This window comes from Paenibacillus sp. F411 (assembly GCF_017582705.1).
In the GTDB taxonomy this organism is placed as follows: domain Bacteria; phylum Bacillota; class Bacilli; order Paenibacillales; family Paenibacillaceae; genus Paenibacillus_AQ; species Paenibacillus_AQ algicola.
This window is the reverse complement of record NZ_JAGFIP010000011.1, coordinates 12528-31653: the sequence shown is the minus strand read 5'-3', so window position 1 is coordinate 31653 and position 19126 is coordinate 12528. Positions and strand designations below refer to the sequence as shown.

General features: G+C 39.7%; 15 protein-coding genes. 13 read left to right on the top strand and 2 right to left on the bottom strand.

Going from position 1 to position 19126, the window contains the following annotated elements; all coding sequences use genetic code 11:
* Positions 1–2: 2 nt before the first annotated feature.
* On the bottom strand, positions 3–2462 hold the full coding sequence (locus JJQ72_RS12480) for an O-antigen ligase family protein (RefSeq protein WP_208203885.1): 2460 nt from the start codon (positions 2460–2462) through the stop codon (positions 3–5).
* Positions 2463–2623: 161 nt separating this feature from the next.
* Here JJQ72_RS12480 and rfbA point away from each other — a divergent pair, with 161 nt between their 5' ends.
* From rfbA to rfbD, 13 genes are read left to right on the top strand one after another with little or no spacing between them, the layout of a single operon-like run.
* The gene (rfbA, locus tag JJQ72_RS12475) at positions 2624–3496 is read left to right on the top strand and encodes a glucose-1-phosphate thymidylyltransferase RfbA (protein WP_208203884.1); all 873 of its coding nucleotides are present in this window, start codon (positions 2624–2626) and stop codon (positions 3494–3496) included.
* Between the two features lie 43 nt (positions 3497–3539).
* Positions 3540–4319, top strand: coding sequence for an ABC transporter permease (locus JJQ72_RS12470; RefSeq protein ID WP_208203883.1), 780 nt, complete (start codon positions 3540–3542; stop codon positions 4317–4319).
* Between the two features lie 15 nt (positions 4320–4334).
* Positions 4335–5978 carry an ATP-binding cassette domain-containing protein gene (locus JJQ72_RS12465; protein ID WP_208203882.1) on the top strand — a complete coding sequence of 548 codons (1644 nt, stop codon included), beginning with the start codon at positions 4335–4337 and terminating at the stop codon, positions 5976–5978.
* 27 nt (positions 5979–6005) lie between these two features.
* The gene (locus JJQ72_RS12460; RefSeq protein ID WP_208203881.1) at positions 6006–8309 is read left to right on the top strand and encodes a methyltransferase domain-containing protein; all 2304 of its coding nucleotides are present in this window, start codon (positions 6006–6008) and stop codon (positions 8307–8309) included.
* Positions 8302–9141 carry a glycosyltransferase family 2 protein gene (locus JJQ72_RS12455; RefSeq protein ID WP_208203880.1) on the top strand — a complete coding sequence of 280 codons (840 nt, stop codon included), beginning with the start codon at positions 8302–8304 and terminating at the stop codon, positions 9139–9141. The genes JJQ72_RS12460 and JJQ72_RS12455 overlap by 8 nt, the downstream gene beginning before the upstream one ends.
* A gap of 13 nt (positions 9142–9154) precedes the next feature.
* A complete protein-coding gene (locus JJQ72_RS12450) occupies positions 9155–10258 on the top strand; it encodes a hypothetical protein (RefSeq protein ID WP_208203879.1) in 1104 nt (367 codons plus the stop codon).
* A 38-nt stretch (positions 10259–10296) separates the two neighbouring features.
* Positions 10297–13131 carry a DUF7657 domain-containing protein gene (locus tag JJQ72_RS12445; RefSeq protein WP_208203878.1) on the top strand — a complete coding sequence of 945 codons (2835 nt, stop codon included), beginning with the start codon at positions 10297–10299 and terminating at the stop codon, positions 13129–13131.
* Between the two features lie 34 nt (positions 13132–13165).
* The gene (locus JJQ72_RS12440) at positions 13166–13876 is read left to right on the top strand and encodes a glycosyltransferase family 2 protein (protein WP_208203877.1); all 711 of its coding nucleotides are present in this window, start codon (positions 13166–13168) and stop codon (positions 13874–13876) included.
* Positions 13873–14247: a DUF2304 domain-containing protein gene (locus tag JJQ72_RS20880; RefSeq protein ID WP_208203876.1), complete on the top strand. Its 375-nt coding sequence runs from the start codon at positions 13873–13875 to the stop codon at positions 14245–14247. The genes JJQ72_RS12440 and JJQ72_RS20880 overlap by 4 nt, the downstream gene beginning before the upstream one ends.
* Positions 14244–14672 (top strand): GtrA family protein, encoded by a 429-nt coding sequence (locus JJQ72_RS20875; protein ID WP_208203875.1) that lies wholly within the window; start codon positions 14244–14246, stop codon positions 14670–14672. Before JJQ72_RS20880 ends, JJQ72_RS20875 begins: the two co-directional genes overlap by 4 nt.
* Before the next feature lie 34 nt (positions 14673–14706).
* On the top strand, positions 14707–15255 hold the full coding sequence (rfbC, locus tag JJQ72_RS12425; protein ID WP_208203874.1) for a dTDP-4-dehydrorhamnose 3,5-epimerase: 549 nt from the start codon (positions 14707–14709) through the stop codon (positions 15253–15255).
* 15 nt (positions 15256–15270) lie between these two features.
* Positions 15271–16293 carry a dTDP-glucose 4,6-dehydratase gene (gene rfbB / locus JJQ72_RS12420; protein WP_208203873.1) on the top strand — a complete coding sequence of 341 codons (1023 nt, stop codon included), beginning with the start codon at positions 15271–15273 and terminating at the stop codon, positions 16291–16293.
* Positions 16290–17174, top strand: coding sequence for a dTDP-4-dehydrorhamnose reductase (gene rfbD / locus JJQ72_RS12415; RefSeq protein ID WP_208203872.1), 885 nt, complete (start codon positions 16290–16292; stop codon positions 17172–17174). The genes rfbB and rfbD overlap by 4 nt, the downstream gene beginning before the upstream one ends.
* A 113-nt stretch (positions 17175–17287) precedes the next feature.
* Here rfbD and JJQ72_RS12410 read toward each other — a convergent pair whose 3' ends face one another.
* Complete coding sequence (locus JJQ72_RS12410) at positions 17288–19069, bottom strand: glycosyltransferase family 39 protein (RefSeq protein ID WP_208203871.1); 1782 nt, start codon at positions 19067–19069, stop codon at positions 17288–17290.
* Between the last annotated feature and the right edge of the window lie 57 nt (positions 19070–19126).

Below are 19126 nucleotides of genomic sequence, written 5' to 3'. Positions count from 1 at the left end.
GTCTAGAATTGCAGCTGTGACCAGCTCTGAATCCGCTCTTCAGCGGTAGGATCGACTTGCTTCAGCTTATTCATGAGCTCAGGATCCCCCTGCTCCTGCTTTTGCAGAGCAGCCAGATACCATGCGGCAATATCCTGCTGCAGGGGCTGTGACAGATCCTCCTGCAGCCCCATGGCGAGCACGGACGAAGCCTGTTCAGGCTCGTTTATCATATAATTCATTTTGCCGGCGTTTAGAATCATGGTTGGCGTAATTTCAAATGGGCGTCCCTGCATCTGCCCCTCCGGCAGCGTCTTCAAATGCTCCACGCCTTCCTGTACATGCCGGAACGTAGCGATCCCTTCTCTGAAATATTTGTCCTTGGCGTCCAGAGCCCCGGCGCCGAGCGACTGATAGCCCAGCTCAAAGGCCTGGTTGATGATTTTTTCATGCCATTCGATATCCCAGTTGAACTTGTAGGCGTGGCTCGTTAACAGCGCAAAAGCCTTGTCCTGCTGGCCCTTCAGCTCATACGCCTGCATCAGGCGGCTTAGCATCGCTTTGTTGTAGGGCTCATCCTCCAGAGCATCATTCAACAGGGCGATCAGCTGGCTGTAGAATCCTTCATCCTGGGTCTGCTGGTAAGCTGTCGAATATAGAGAGGATAGAAGCAGTACGGAATCCGGATGGCTGGAGCGGATCTTCAGATCTTTTTCCAGAGCTGTCTTGATCTCTTCAAAAGAAGTGCTGGTCTTGGCGACCTGACGTGCATCCAGCGCTGCGCTGCTGGCTTGTACATACCGGATGGACGTAATAAGCAGCAGGATCAGTCCAATCCCCGCCAGCGCGGCATACACCCCTTTGGCCGTCGAAGGTGACAGCTTCAGCCGGGTGACCGGCTGGTGATCCATCGCCGCCGCCATACCGCCAAGGCCCAGAAAGACGAGAATGCCGATAAACACATAGCTCATATTAAAGTCCAAAATGCTGTGCAGCAGAATCGACAGCACCACGATTATATATAAGAAGTGCGAGCGCTGCTGCGCCTCACCTGACTTGAAATAACCGCGGATATATTTATAGAAGATATACAGGATAAAGGACATAAAGATCAGGAACCCGACAATGCCCACTTCAATGAAATACTGCAGAAAAAAGTTATGGGCCTGGCGGCTCGTATACGGATTGTTCTGGTACTGCTCGTACAGGGCTGCCCAGGCACCGCCGCCTGCTCCAAAGATCGGATAATCACCGACCACCTTCATCGCATCCTTATAGAACGTAAAGCGCTCCAGGACACTGTGCTGGTTGAAGTTAATGTTGTCGAGACGGGTGCTCAGGTTATCCGGAAGCAGATTTTTGAGGCTCGTTCCAATGAACAGCGCGATCAGCAGACCGCCCAGCACCACCGAGCCGATGGGAATCCAGAGTGTGGAGCCTTTGCGGTCACTCCATTTGTGAAAAGCGTTCTCCAGCACTGGAGCAGCATACCGCTGAATGGCCCAGCCGAGCAGCCCGACAAGTGCAGAAACGCCGAGTACATATCCCCAGCCCTTCAGAGCACCGCTGCCGCTGAAGCTTTCATTTAACTGCAGGCCCAAATCCGTCACCGGTTTGGAGATGAGCAGCGAGGCTGCCCCTGCCACCCCCAAATGCACCATCCACAAAATTTGCTGGGCGGGCTTCAGGAACAGAAGCAGCAGCACGAACGCCACCGGCAGCATTACCAGTCCCCCGCGGGAGAGCGTCAGCAGCAAGGAGACTATGATGGGAACCAGCATGAAGCTGTGAAAGGCCTGAGCATACGCTTTGCGGGAAGAGGTGATAAAGAACACCGCCGCAAACAAAAAGGCCATCAGAAAAGCCGCATATGTATTTGCGTACTGAAAGACCGAGGTCAGACGTAATCCGTTCGAGTCGGTCATGACTGCATTCGTATAAATACCGTTCGCTACCGTGTTAGAGAACCATTGTGCGATAGCACCGGCGGTTTTGCCTTGGCCAAACCAATGCAGCAGCCCGAAACCAACGATCAGATAAGCCACCGCCATCATCGCAGCCTGAATGATCCGATTCCCCACCGGATGCCGCAGCAGATACAGACCCGTAATGAACAGGATTGCCTGCACACCCTGGATCACGACCATATTCATCGCTAAATAATGCGAGGCCGCCCCGGCCAGCGACACCACATAGCTCAAAGGCAGCAGCAGCACCGCGACCGCGAGCCAATCCCGCTGATCCTCCAAACGGACCTGTTTGAAATACGCTGCAAACCACAGCACACCCATCCCGCAGGCCAGAATCGCAGCCCAGAAGATCGGTCTCTCAAAATCTAGCATCTGACCATTAAACAGCCCCGTCTGAAACGGAGTCCATGCCAAGAAAATCACCATGCCAATAATTAACACCCACTGCAGCGCAGAGGGTTGTTCGACTTCTATCGACCTTTTGGTCGATTTACCGTATACTGGTTTAGACAAAGTTTCCATTCTCCTTTTTGTGAGATACGACAATATTTTACCATAAATAATGAGGGCAGTTCGACTTTCTTAAAACTGGCAAGTTGTTTAATTTAACTGAGTTATAGAGACTATCTCAGTAAATTAACATTAAATATATAAACGACAGGGATGAATAAAATTTGAAAGGTATAATTCTAGCTGGGGGATCTGGTACAAGGTTGTACCCAATTACTAAAGGTGTTTCCAAGCAAATGCTGCCTATATATGATAAACCAATGATATATTATCCGTTATCTGTATTAATGTTAGCGGGTATTAGAGACATTCTGATTATTTCTACTCCACGCGATTTGCCCATGTTTCAAGAACTCTTCGGAGATGGTAGACAGCTAGGAATGAACTTTTCTTATCGCATACAATACGAACCAAAGGGGCTTGCAGAAGCATTTATAATAGGAGAAGAATTCATAGGGAATGACAATGTCTGTCTGGTTTTAGGAGATAATATATTCTATGGACAAAGGTTTAGCGAAGTGTTGAAAAAGGGATTCTCTTTGCAAGAAGGGGCTATGGTATTCGGATATTATGTGAAGAACCCTGTGGATTATGGGGTTGTAGAGTTTGATTCAGACAATAGAGTTGTTTCAATTGAAGAGAAACCAACGAATCCAAAATCTAATTATGCAATACCAGGCTTGTACTTTTATGATAATAGAGTTGTGGATATTGCAAAATCGGTAAAGCCATCGCCACGTGGTGAATTAGAAATCACTTCAGTTAATCAGGTTTATTTGAAAAACAGCGACTTGAAAGTTGAACTATTTGGAAGAGGTATGGCTTGGTTGGATACGGGTACCCATCAAGGATTGCTTGAAGCGAGTAATTTTGTTGAAGCGGTTCAGAAGAGGCAAGGGCTTTATATAGCATGCATTGAAGAAATTGCTTTAAGAATGGGCTACATCAATGCTCTGCAGTTAATAGAGTTGGCAAAACCTCTACTAAAGACTGATTACGGCGCTTACCTTATTGATATAGCCAATTCCAATGTGTAGTAATTAGAAATTAATAAATCAAATAAATGAGGAAGCAGTGCTAATGATAAAAAATACAATTAATATATATAGAAAGTATGGCTTTCTTCTTTCACAGTTGGTGGAAAGAGATTTCAAAACCCGATATCGAAGATCAATTTTGGGAGTTTTATGGAGCTTGTTAAACCCGTTACTAATTATGGTAGTTCAATATTTAGTGTTTTCAACTCTTTTTCGCTTTGATATTCCCAATTATGCAGTTTACTTGTTGAGCGGTATTGTAATGTTTAACTACATGTCAGAAGCGACCGGCCAATCAATGACATGCATTTTACAAAATGCTTCACTGATCAACAAAGTCTATATCCCCAAATATATATATCCTTTATCGAGAGTGTTATCTTCCGGAGTTAATTTTATGTTGTCCTTGTTAGCGTTATACATAGTTATTATATCGCAAGGAATAACTATTAATTTATCACATATTGCTATGGTGTTTGCTGTAGGCTGCTTATTTATCTTTACTTTGGGAGTGTCTCTTTTTTTATCAGCTGTCATGGTCTTTTTTAGAGACACACAATTTTTATACAGTATAGTAATCACTATTTGGACTTATTTAACTCCAATTTTTTATCCTGAGAGCATCTTGCCTTCTTATATGGCATCGATATTAGAATTCAATCCAATGTATCACTTCATAAGGTTTATAAGAGTAATAATTTTATATGGTGGTTTTCCCGATCCTAAAGCGTGGTTGTATTGTGCTATCTTTGCTCTTGGCTCTCTTTTGATTGGGACACTAGTTTTCAATAGGACTCAGAATAAATTTATTCTGCATTTGTAAGGAGACGATTTCATTTTGATAGAGTTGAACGATGTTTCGATGAAGTTTCGCATGTCGAATGACAAAATACTTAGTTTAAAAGAGTTTGTTGTCAAAAAGCTCAGCGGGAAACTTGAATATAAAGACTTCACAGCGATCGATAATGTTTCATTTTCAATTGAGAAAGGAGAAGTTGTAGGAATTGTAGGTAGCAACGGTGCAGGTAAAAGCACACTGTTGAAAATAATAGCTGGTATTCTGTCACCTAGCAAGGGCGACGTGCAAATAAAGGGTACGATAGCCCCAATGCTTGAACTAGGCGCAGGGTTTGATATGGATTTAACGGCAAGAGAAAATATATTCCTGAACGGTGCAATACTAGGATATTCAAAGCAGTATTTAACTAACAAATATAAAGAAATTGTTGAGTTTGCTGAGTTAAACGAGTTCATGGATGTTCCAATTAGAAATTTTTCTTCTGGAATGATTATGAGACTGGCATTCTCTATTGCTACTCTAGTCAATCCAGATATTTTAATTGTAGATGAAATTTTATCAGTAGGAGACGCCCATTTCCAAAAGAAAAGTAATCATAGGATGCAGGAACTAATGGACGGTGGTGCAACTGTAATATTGGTTTCGCACAGCATGGAACAGATTAGGCAGATGTGTACTAAGGTTGTATGGCTAGATCATGGTAAATTAATGATGATTGGTGATACTGATGAAGTCTGCGATGCTTACTTAAATCAAATTAATGGTCTGTCTAAAGAAGATTCCGATATGCTGGGTTCTTATAGAGACAAACTTTATACGCCTACACACATAACGAAACATAGTAGTCACTACTTTATAGTTGATTGTTGGCATCATAGAGTTATTTATAACAACAATCTAACTGAGCCAATAAGTAATTGGAGGGCATTTCGAGGTGATTTTAACAACCCCCATTCTTTAGCAACAGATGGAGAGGTTTTTTTGGTGGAGGATACAGAGAATAATGCGATAAAGGTCTTCAGAAAAAGAGGCACTACATTCATAGAAAGTCAAACTATCCAAGGAGTTGGGATTCAACCCAATAAAATAGTTTACGACTCTGTATATGAACGTTTTTATGGTATTGCTGCATCATCACAACAAGTGTTTGTGTTAAAGAATACAGACAAGCAAGTGAAAATTGAAAAAATAGTGAAGTTGAAAAGTCTCGAAAAATCTTATGTAAGATCCATTAGTCTTATTAATGGGGAATTATTCCTTGTCTCAGGGCCTGGGAAGATCATTGTTGTCAAATCATCCGATTTGTCCTTTGATAATGTTGCTGAATATAAGGTCCCGTTCGAATTGCAAGGTATGAACGATATTATTAAGGCTGGCTCATATTATTATATCAGTGTATATCAGAATGGCTCCGCAGATATTGCTCCTAGACTAATCCGAGCTCGCGATCTTAGTAAGCTAGAAACAGAAAATGAGGATATTTATGACCAGTTGAAACTAAAGGGTGTACCTTACTCCCTTTCACATATTGATGATCGTGTTTTTTTAACCGAAATTGATGCGTATACTTCAATCAAATCATTTGCAGTAAAAGAAGACATTATTTGTGATATTCAAACTCATTATGATATTGGTGTACCTGGGGAGTCATCTTTAAAAAGGCGAAACTCAAAGTATGCCTAATATTAATAATATAGGGGATGAAGTTGGGTGGCTAAGCTAAATCTTGATTATTACGATCAAAATGTTGATGAAGCATACTCTGATGGAGATGTTGAGAATGAACTGCTTCAGCTTGCGATAGATGGCGAATGCGATTGGTTTAAGGACGGAAGGTGGCCTGTTGTTTATCACTTTTCACATCTACGCCATAATATATTGAATTGGTTTCCATTTAATAAAGATAGCTCGATATTAGAAATTGGGGCAGGTTGCGGTGCTCTAACAGGATTGTTTTGTGAAAAAGCAAGTAATGTTGTTGCTGTTGAGTTGACCAAAAAGCGTGCCCAAATTAACTTCGAACGTCATCGAAAATATGAAAATTTAGAAATAATAGTTGGAGATTTCAATAATATTCCTATCGATTCAAATTTTGATTATGTCATTATAAATGGAGTTTTAGAATACGCAAAATATATGATAGACAGTCAAAATCCATACAGAGATTTCTTAGTGAGATCATCAGCGTTCCTGAAAGATAACGGAAAGATGCTTCTTGCTATTGAGAATAGATTTGGTTTAAAGTACTTTGCAGGTTCTAAAGAGGATCATACAGGTGAATATTTTTCAGGAATTAATGGATACATTCATCAAGAAAAGGTAAGAACGTTTACGAAGGAAGAGTTAATAGAACAGATACAAATGGCAAATTTGCATGCCGCCAAATTTTATTATCCCTATCCTGACTATAAATTCCCACTAGAAATTTTCACGGACCAAACTGTTAATAGTAGGTTTCCAACCGTCCCAGCATATCCGCTTGATATGTCACGAGTGAAAACATTCGAAGAGGCACAGGTATATCGTTCATTGATGAAAATGGGAAGAATGAATGAATTTTCAAACTCATTTCTAGTGGAAATATCCAAGGTATCCGGTGATATTTCGGAGGATATCTCTTATGTTAAGCTAAGTACGAATCGAAATGAATCGTTTAGAATATGTACCTACTTCAATTCATCTCAAACAAGTGTTATCAAAAAAGCTACAAGCCCTTCGGCTGAGAAACATATTCTTAGAATGGAGAACTATAGCAATTACCCCTACGATTCTGGGCTGATTAAAAATATAGATGGTGAAATGAACTCTAAAGGACTTTGCTTTCCGTTTATATCCAGAAGAAATCTCCAAGAAGAACTTCTAGAGTATGCCTCTAACGAAGAGCAGTCATACTGTATATCTAAAATCATACACTTTCGAGAGACTTTATATGGATTGATAGAAAAGAGAAGTTTAGAGCCTTCGGATGAGTTCATTCAAATTTTCGGAACAGAAAAGCCCTCAGAAAGTTTGAGATGGAGAAGAAACTCAAATATTGATTTAATCGCGGGTAATATCTTCTTATTGGAAGATTCTTATCAAGTTATTGATTACGAATGGCATATAAATTGTGAGACACCTTTAGAGTTTGTATTATGGAGAATGTTACAGCAGTTAGTAAGTGAGCATGTTTTGCTTGATGATATATTGAAACCGACATTAATTGAGTTGGTTGGGATCAATAAGGAAACGGAAAACTGTTTTAAAATCTGGGAGAAGCATTTTGCTGATGAGTACGTTGGAATAAAAAATCTTCATCTCTTGGCTAAAGATACGATACCTCTAGATTTCCAAAAAACAGAAATTCGCCAGATGCAGGAATCTTTAATTCATAGCACATTGTTTTATGATTTGGGAGCAGGCTTTTCCGATTCTCATTATGAGATTTCCAGAGCTGATTATACTGATCATGGTCTTAGTGTTACATTTAGTAAAGAACAATTCTGCAATGTCGTTAAACTTAGATGGGACCCACTTGAGGGTTCAGCTAGTATAATTCAAATATTGAAAGTGGAAACAGATGGTGAGTTTGAGGATGTTAAACCTATTAATGCAGATGAAATTCTGGGAGACAATAGCTACAAATTTTTTACTTTTGACCCGCAATTTGAACTGCTAGGAAATTTTTCAAATGCTTCGCATGTAACTATTGTATTTCTATGTGAAATATTAGATTGGACTGAGGGATATCAAAAGAAAGAGGAAGAAAACAGTATCACTCAAAGTGAACTAGAAGAAGTGAAAACTCAATATATAAACACTCAAAACGCACTAAAAGAGACAGAAGATCAACTCCAAAGAGCAAAAGCTACGTTAGATTCAAAGGTGCAGCAAGTAAATGAGTTACACGTAGAGTTATGCAAGGCACAAGAAGAGTTAGAACAAATGTTGAAACAAATGAAAGAACAGCGGATTAAAACGGCAGCCAAAGTCTTACTTTATGGTCGAAATATCAGGAGGGCAAAAGATGAGTAAAGTGAGCATTATTATGCCCTGTTTCAACGATGGGGAGTATATTGAAGAAGCGATACAATCAGTATTCAATCAGACATATAAAGACATAGAATTAGTTATTATTGATGATGGTTCTGATCAAGAGGACACAATTAAAATATTAGATCAACTTTCTGGGTCTAATATTAAGCTTGTAAGATCAAATCGACTGAGGCCGGCCGGGGCTAGAAATAAAGGTATCACTCAAGCATCTGGGAAGTATATATTACCACTCGACGCTGATGATAAAATAGATTCCGATTACATAGAAAAGGCTGTAAGTATAATGGAAGGAGATCCCAACATCGGTGTTGTTTATTGTTATGCTCAATTATTTGGTGAGAAAAGCGGCAGATGGGAACTTCCAGAATATTCCTTGAATACTATGTTGTTGGATAATATAGTTTTTGTAACAGCTTTGTTTCGAAAAGAAGACTGGGAAACCGTTGGTGGGTTTAATACAGCCATGGAACACGGTATGGAGGATTATGACTTTTGGCTTTCCATACTTGAAATCGGAAGAGAGATATATCAAATTCCTGAAGTGCTATTTCATTATAGAATCAAACCTTCATCACGTACAACGGAGTTTATGACCAACCCGAGTGTTGTGAAGAGCACCTATCGGGAAATTTATTATCACCATCCCAGGCTGTATGAAAAATATAAGGATCAGTATGCAATAGCGCTGCGGGATGCTTTAATTGAACAATTGTTTATGAACAAAGCACTACAGGAAAGTATTTTAATTCTGGAAAAAATAAAGCGTATTCCTATTCTTAAATTAATTATTAAAAAATTTATTATGAAATAAGAGGGGCAAACTTATGATCATTTTTACATCAATATGTGCTAACTATTTACATAAAGCAAGAACGTTGGCGAAGTCAGTCAAAGATAATATACCAGATGCAACCTTTGTAGTTTGTTTAACGGAAAGGGAAATGCAGGAGCAATTCGATTACTCTTATTTTGACAAAGTTATTTTGTCGAAAGATGCATGGGAAGGCAATTTTGATCGGTTTATTTTCAAACATTCTATTGTAGAAGCTTCAACTTCTGTAAAAGGACAGTTTTTTCGTTACTTATATAATGAGTATCCAAACGAAGAGCAATTTGTTTATTTGGACCCTGATATCTATGTTTATTCTGATTTCATTGAATTAAAGACTGTATTAGAATCCCGCCCTATTGTATTGTGTCCTCATTTGCTCGACCCTGGAAATATTGACATGGAACTATCGAGTACAGCTCACGGAGTGTATAATTTGGGGTTTTTAGCAGTTAATCGAAGCGAGGAGGCCCAACGGTTTATTAATTGGTGGTCTGAGCGTTTGTATCTATACTGTTATGATGATATACAAAAAGGTATTTTTACCGATCAGAAGTGGGTTGATTTGGCCCCTTGCTTTTTTGATGTAGAAGTTTTCAAGCATCGCGGTTATGACTTTGCTCCTTGGTCACTGTTAGATTGCGGGATGACTGAGAATAACGGCAGATATGCTGTTAAAGGAGATCCATTAAGGTTTATCCATTTCTCAGGATATGGAGCAACTGCTGAAATGTGCATGAATAAATGGTTGCCTAAAGGAGATCATCCTTTTAAGAAACTTTATTCAGAATATTCTGAAATACACGACTCTAATAATTCTGATCTTATTTCAAAGACTCCTTGGACTTATGGTAGTTATCATTCAGGAGAAAAAGTGGATAACACTGTTAGGGAAGCTTACCGTAAGGATTATGAAGTGATGTTTAGTCTAGAGGATCCATTTGAATATAGTAATGCCTTCTTCAGCAAAAGGTTTGGCAAAGGAAACACCGCTGGCAAGTCAGTTAACGTTCTCTCGAAGTCAATCCGGATAATTCGTTCAGAGGGTTTTAAAAGTTTCTTATCAAAATCCTGGAGGAAAATCAAAAAAACAGTTTGACTTTGTCCGATCAGTACAATTGTATAGGAGCCAGTACAATGAATAAATTTAAAAGTGCAGGTATAAAGGTCTTCGTCTTCTTAATATCATTTTTAATGTGTAATGTATTTTTGTTCGGTTTCTTCAAACCTTCAATTGAAATAGTGTTAAGTACTCATACTGATAGCACTCCAGTAATCTTCTTCTATGATAATAAGTCCGTGGAAGGATATCCATTTGATGATTCAAATATGCTATCAGATAAAACGCTGATAGGACAAGGCACTCACACTATAACCTACAAGGTTCCAATAGAGTATTTGAACAAGGTAAGACTCGATTTTGGAACTGTACCTGCATCATTTGAAATTTATTCTATGACAATTTTCACTTCACCTATTAAGAAATCAACTTTAATAGGTGAAGATATTATAAATAAATTTAATCATACTAACGAAATAAGCAATTATCGAGTTATTAACGGAGTGGTCGAGTTTGATACTACTGGAACTGACGGGCATATGTACTCCCTTAATCTTTTAAGTGATTTATCATCTACTCCCAGAGGAGACGTCATTTTTTTAGAGGCTATTTTAATCGCCATATCACTAGCTGTTACTTTTAAGAAGTATACTTGGTGGTTGATATCATTTACTTCAACGTTCATAGTCGGAATCCAAATTAGAAGCTGGAGAATTATCAAAAACGGGAAAAGTCGGCTTGAAAAAGCACTTGGACTTTTTTTAGTGCTAGTATACTCCTCCTTATCAGCATTTGTATTTGACATCATTATATTAAGAGGAGTTGCTATATTTTCAGAAAAACTTAATTTAGATACTTTATCTCGATACTTTTCAGCGGCAAAGTATATGTCACTTGAAAGATTTTATTTCTTTTTTATTTTTTTCTTTATTATTGGTCTAATATTATTCTTGGGAACAAGACGTGCAATACGGTATCGTTATGGTCTGGCAATACTGCTGCTAGTTCTCCTAGTGCTTGGACGATTTACGGGTTCCTCTTTAGGCTTTTACGATAACATGCTCCAAGGTAACACATCTGAATACGAAAGGAGTACGCTGCTAGGAATTCCCCAAGGAATTCGTGGTGATGAATGGGCCACAGAAAAACCCTATTATTTTGCGCAAATTATGGGTGGAACTGAGATGCCTTACTTTAATAAAAACCTAAGTTTTAACGGAAATGATATGGTGGTCTCGGCTTTTGCGCCTGTTAAGGACGTAGTTATCACTGCGCGTCCTGATTTATGGGGATTTCTATTTCTGCCAAAGGATTATGCTTTTTCATTTTACTGGGTTTCTAGAATAATATTATTGTTTATGGCTTCATTTGAAATGGCGTATCTTCTCACCAAGCGATATAGGTATGCTGTATTGGGTGCAGTTGCAATAATTTTTGCCCCGCCGGTTCAATGGTGGCTTTCACAAGCATTAATGCTAATGCTAATGAGCGGCCAATTTGCCATAGTTTTATTGAATAAGTACTTAAAGTCTAATAAAGGATATATTCAAGCGCTCTCTCTTATAGGTGTGGCATTCTTCGCACTTGTCTACACCCTAACGATGTATCCGGCAACTCAGGTTCCTCTAGCATACATTTTTTTAGCAGTCTTAATTTATGTTCTTATGATAAATAAAGACAGTAGACCCTTTGCGCCTAAAAGGATTCTTCAGTATGTTATAGCAATGATTCCATTGGCAGGTATAATTATTTATTTCTATAAGAAATCTAGTCCAGCCCTTCATACAATAATGAATACTATCTATCCGGGCTCAAACAGACCTTGGATACCTCTTCCGTGGGATTATGAATTGTATCAGTTTGTTAATGTGTTTACTGCTATTGTCCGTCAACCAGACTTTCTAAACTCGAGTGAAATAAGTCAGTTTTATACATTCAGTCCTTTTGTAATTCTGATTGTGCTTCTTATTGCGAAGAAGCGATCTCAGGAAGTGGTTCTTCCTTTGCTTTTATTTGGAGCATCCATGCTATTGTGGATAGTCTCATGGCTCCCACAAATGCCAGTTTTCAATAAACTTACCTTATTTAGTTTTACTTATCCAGTAAGGATTACCTATGCAATAGGATTTGGATTTACCTTGTTAATCATTAGTCTATTACCCTTACTGGAAAAGAAATTTGTTTCTTATACTAAAAAATCAGCCAGTATCTTATCTGGAGTTATTGGATTTCTCACGCTCTGTATTATGACTAACAGTAATAATGTATTTAACTACTTCAAGTCATTTCAAATAGGCACAATACTGATGATACTATCTGTTATGCTACTATCTTTTATGGGCTATCTACTTCTAAATGGCGGAAAAAACAGAGTGAGAAAATTTTCAATTATTCTTGCATTTTTATCAGTATTAACCACATGTATGGTTAATCCTATCACTCAAGGATTAGATTCAATGTTTGAAAAAACAGCTATGGTGGAAATTCGCGAAATTGATCGTGAAGATAACGGAAGATGGATGGTAAGTGGTAGTCCAACAATTTCAAACTTAGTTACAGCCCAAGGGGTGGCAAGAACAACTGGAACTTATTACTACCCGGATTGGGAAATGATGACCATAATTGATAAGAAGCATGAATACATCGATATGTGGAATCAATTTGCTCACATCGATATGCGTCTAACCGAAAAGAAACTTGAGTTCTCACTTCTAGATCATGAAAGAAGTACTAAGGTTAATGGTACAAACCGGATTATTTATATACCAATAGAAACCGTACGTGAACTAAAAATAAAATATATATTTACAATGCTCCCTGTACCTTCTACTTTTCTAGACAATGGAGATGTACAATTAGTTTATAAGGATGAGGTTGATCCATGGTCAATTTATCGCGTCAATTATCAATGACAAATGTATTAATTGAATAGGAGAGAATCTGATAATGAGAACTTTGGTAATAATACCTGCATACAACGAAGAAGGGAATTTAGGGACTCTCTTGCAAAAGTTATCGCATCATAACGTGGATGTTATTGTAATCAATGATTGTTCGACAGACAGAACTGTCAAAGTGTGCATAGAGCATAATGTGAAATATATTGACTTGCCAAATAACTTGGGGATTGGTGGGGCAGTGCAAACAGGATATCAATTTGCAGCTAAAAACAACTATGATATCGCAATCCAGATTGACGGTGACGGACAACATAATCCAGAGTATATACCTCATGTCATTAAGCCGCTCGTTGAAGACCAAGCTGATATGGTTATTGGATCGAGATATATCACTATGGAAGGATTTCAATCAAGCTTTGTAAGAAGAGTAGGTATTAAACACTTTAGTCGTTTGATAAAGCTGCTACTTAATCAAGTTGTCACAGATCCGACTTCCGGATTTAGAGCCTGTAATAAATCGGTTATAGAATTGTTCTCTAAAACTTACCCAACCGACTTCCCGGAGCCAGAAACAATAGTTACATTGATAAGAACCAAACAAAGAGTAGTTGAGGTGCCTGTAGTAATGAATAGTCGAGAAATGGGGATATCGTCTATTAATAAAGCAAAGGCAGCATATTATATGGTTAAGGTTTCGTTAGCTATTCTAATTGATTATTTTAGAGTTACTAATAAGGAGATTGTAGAAAGCACATGATATCAACTAATCTTCAATTACTGCTTGTAATGCTGAATATAGGACTTTTGTTTTTCTTGCTGAACAATATACGAAAATATAAGATTGAACTTAAATACACACTCCTATGGCTACTACTATCTCTGGTGTCATTATTACTTTCAGTATTTCCCGAAATATTGTTTGTTATTTCCAATAATATCTACATTGAGACCCCGGTGAATGCTCTTTATTTGGTTTCTTTTATTGTGGTGTTTGTAATCTTATACAATTGTACGGTTATAATCTCACAACTATCCAATCAAACTAGAAAGTTGACTCAAGAAATCGGTTTGTTGAAGGAAGAGTTACATACTCTAAAAAAAGAAAATTTTAAATCGGAAAAACAATGAAAAATTTACTTTTAAAGCTCTCAAGAAGCCAAAATGTTCTATTTAATTTTATTCAGTACGGTATAGTTGGTGCAATTGGTACACTCGTGCATACAGTTATTCTTGCAGCTTGTGTAGAGTATCTGAATTTATCACCAGTCTTATCAACTGTTATAGGCTTTGTTTTTTCACTAGTAATATCCTACAAATTGAACTCAATCTGGACGTTTAAGAATAGAGGCGAAGGAGTAAACCGTTTTTTGAAATACACGATTACCTGCTCCTACGGATTATTAGTCAATATACTCATTATGTACATGATGGTTAATGTTCTTCATTATTCATATATGTTAGGACAATTAATTGCCGTAATGGTTGTACCGATAATTAATTATTCACTCTCAAGATATTGGGTGTTTAATAAAAAGAAGGCACATAAAGTGTAATTATACAGCTAAATAAGTAAGGAGCTAGATGGAAATGAAGGTAAATTCACTTGGCTTAAATGGCGTTCTTCTACTCGAACCCAAAATCCACGGCGACAACCGGGGCTTTTTCATGGAAAGCTACAACGAGTCATTGTTCCACAAGCACGGTATCACGCATCACTTTATTCAAGATAACCATTCACTGTCTGCGGAGCCGGGAGTGCTGCGGGGGCTGCATTATCAGCTGGAGCCGAAAGCGCAGACGAAGCTCATTCGAGTCTTAACCGGAGCGATCTATGATGTAGTCGTAGATATCCGCAAAAGCTCTCCTACGTTTGGTCAATGGGTCGGGGTCACTTTATCCGAAGCCAACAAGCGCCAGCTTCTGGTGCCCAAGGGCTTTGCTCACGGCTTCTGCACAATCGTGCCGAATACACAGGTGCTCTATAAGGTAGATGAATATTATTCTCCCGAGCATGACCGCGGCATAATATGGAATGATCCGGCTTTAGGCATTGACTGGCCTACTTCGCAGCCCATTCTTTCGGAGAAGGATCAGAAGCACCCGTTGCTGAAGGATGCGGAAATGAATTTTGAGTAGGAGGCCAACAGGCACATGAAACTTATGGTTACCGGCGGGGCCGGGTTTATTGGCAGTAACTTTGTGATGTATATGCTGAAAGAGCATCCGGGCTATGAGATCGTCAACATGGATGCTTTAACGTATGCCGGAAATCTAGAGAACCTGAAATCTATTGAAAATAACCCGAACTATACCTTCGTCCAGGGAGATATTGCAGACAAGGAAGCGGTAGACCGCGTCTTTCAGCAAGGTATCGATGTGGTCGTCAATTTTGCAGCAGAATCTCACGTAGACCGGAGTATTCTGGAGCCGGAGATTTTTGTGAATACAAACGTTCTGGGTACTCAGGTGCTGCTGGATGCAGCGAAGCAGTATGGAGTGAAGAAGTTCGTCCAGGTTTCCACGGATGAGGTGTACGGCTCCTTAGGCGAAACAGGCTTGTTCACGGAGACCACCCCTCTTGCTCCCAACAGCCCTTATTCCGCAAGCAAGGCGGGCGGCGACCTGCTGGTACGTGCATATCACGAAACGTTCGGCTTACCTGTAAATATTACCCGCTGCTCCAATAACTACGGACCGTTTCAATTCCCGGAGAAGCTGATTCCGTTAATCATCTCCCGGGCGTTAAAGGATGAAGCTCTTCCGATCTACGGTGATGGTCTGAATATTCGGGACTGGCTGTATGTGGAAGACCACTGCAGTGCGATTGACCTCGTTATCCATGATGGCGTGAACGGTGAAGTATATAACATCGGCGGTAATAATGAGCGGACCAATCTGCATATTGTACAAACCATTTTGCAGGAGCTGGGTAAGCCTGAGTCTCTCATTACGTACGTTACAGATCGTCCGGGTCATGACCGCCGCTACGGCATCGATCCCGCCAAAATCACCCGGGAGCTGGGCTGGAAGCCCAAGCACCATTTCGAGACAGGCATTCAGGAAACCATTCAATGGTATCTGAATCACCAGGAATGGTGGACCCGCATCCAGTCGGGTGCTTATCGGGAATATGTTAACAAGCAATACGGCGATTGCTTCGGAGACGCTCCATGAGGGTGCTGGTCACCGGCGCCGGGGGACAGCTGGGCCGAGATGTGGTAGCCGCTTATGAAGAAGCAGGCCATGACGTGTTGGCATGTGGACGCAAGGAGCTGGATATTACCAATCTGGATCAGTGCCAGCGGGTCATGACTGCGTTTCAGCCGAATTGCGTAGTTCATTGCGCGGCATATACCGCAGTCGATGCTGCGGAGAGTGATATCGACAGGGCTTATCTTGTGAATGCGGTTGGAACCCGAAATCTGGCGGTGTCATCAGAGCAGGCGGGAGCGAAGCTGATATACATCAGTACGGATTATGTGTTTGATGGCAAAGGTAACGTTCCCTATTATGAATATGATGCGGTAAGCCCGGAAAGTGTGTACGGCCAAACCAAACACGCCGGGGAACGGCTTACCCAGTCGCTATGCTCCAGATGGTTTATTGTGCGAACATCCTGGGTGTTTGGCCTTCACGGGGCGAACTTTGTCAAAACGATGCTGAAGCTTTCCCGAGACAAGCCGGTACTGCAAGTCGTAGACGACCAGAAGGGCTCTCCTACGTATACGGTAGATCTGACCGCCTTCCTGTTGGAGCTGTCTCAGACAGAGAAATACGGGATCTATCACGCTACGAACAGCGGGGCCTGCACGTGGTATGAGTTTACGCAGGCGATTCTGGAAGACGCGGCGGAGCAGCTTCACTGGCCTGTGACAGCCCGCCTTGAGCCGTGCACCACGGCTCAATTTCCCAGACCCGCTCCGCGTCCGGCTCATTCAGTGCTGGAGCATATGTCGATAAGGACCAACGGCTTTAAGGACCTGCCCCCTTGGCGGGAGGGACTCAGACGGTTCCTGCTAGCCATGCAGCATGACCCTGAACTATACTTGAATTAAATACAGCATTATGGAGCCTGGTCTGTATGACCGGGCTTTTTTTGGATTGATACATACCAGCAACCGGTTATTGTAATGGGTTTAGGATGGTTATCAAGGTATCAACCCGCTCATCATTTTACCTCATATTTATTTATTTTGATTGAGTGAATCTCAAACTTGCCATTTCTAAATACAGTTGGAACAATCATGAGTGAATTCACATCATCATCGATATATATTTTTTGCGACTTCTCAAAAGCGTTAATAGGAAATCTATAAACGGCATTTTCTGTTATTTCACTGGTTTTTTTTCCCGTCCAATAAACTGTCATATAATCATGTATATATCCCCCTTGTATTTCCAAATGCACCTCTGTCACCACTTTTTCATTCTGCAACAACTCATCTTGAACTTTAATAATTGACGGGGCTTCGGGGATGTTTGTAAATTTGTGATTCTTCAATTGGATGCTGTTTTCGATAATCATTTTATCTACATCGTAAATTTTGCTAGCGATAGGCTCAGAAGACTTTATCGATTCAATAGATGTGCTTTCATACTTGCTCAAACGATACTCAGACATTTCCGAATTGATATTATAAGCAAAGAAATAAACACTATAAAACAGAATTATCGAAAAGAAACTGGCGAATACAGTATACAAGATTCTAGTCCATTTATCAGTTAAACGCTGCCACCCGAACAAGAAGTTCTCTTCCTTATGCACTTTTTGCTTTCTTATAAAATTGACCAATCGCTCCAATGCTACTCCGCTAAGTATCAATACGAACGGCATAGAAGGATAAACATATCTGGGCAACCCGTGGAATGGCATGTTCATCAATGTAAAGGCGATGGGAAAACAAGATATGAACAAAACCTCTTTCCGACATTTCCTCAACAGGAATGGGGTAACAATTATACATGGCACAACAATCAATTGTTGAATTATCAGTAACGGTCTTAGATATTTGAAAGGGTGAACTAAATGTTCATCCCACAGATCACCCCACATGTACTGAAAAAAGCCAAACAATCGCCATTTATAGTATGTCGATGGACTTGGAGCTGCGTTGTTATTAATAATTTCGGACAATGATAGATTGCTTGTGGATGCCATATCAATGAAGTAAGGAACCGCTCCCCACACTTTAGGACCTTCCCCTGCCTCAGTAAATAACATAAATCGATCAAAAGTTAAGACGTTACGAATCCACCAAGGCAACATAAACAAAATAGTGATACCAATAAACGCACTCAGATTTTTAATGGTGTTTATTTTGTTTCTCTTCTCATATATCACTAAAACAAAAATGGCAACAATGATAAAAGGAAATGCTAAAGCTCGAACGTGTGTAGCGCACGCCAAAAACATTCCAGATACACCGAGCAAAATTATATTGTTAGATTGCAGACTACGTAAAAAGAAATATGAAAATAGCAATAAAAGCGTTGTGAACAGTGTCTCTGTAAGCATCCGGTCGATGTTATACAAAAAACCTGGATATACAGCTGCCAATGCAAGTGAAATCACAATATAAGGTTTGCGAACGTTGATCAGTTCTAACATCTTAAATATCAACCACAAAGATAAAATACTTAAAAAGATTTGCGATGTAAGAACAGCCTGTGTTGAGTGTCCAAATAATACATAAATAATGGATATATATATTGGATAACCAGGTTGTAATGCAGAAGTAGGAACTACTTCGCGTATCCCTTTAAACATATCTCCATTCATATCAAAAGTAACGGTTCCATGCTTTACTAAGTTTTCGGCTGCATGGTTATAGGTGGTCTCATCCCCAACAATTATCGCCCTTGTGGTATCGGGAATTACAACCCTCAAAATGATACCAATTGCAAAAGTTAGCAGAATGCACACAATGTACAATAGTTTTCTATTATTCATTATTAAGTCATTCACCTCGTAACTAAGTCGGTTTAAACTCGTATATATTTACACAAC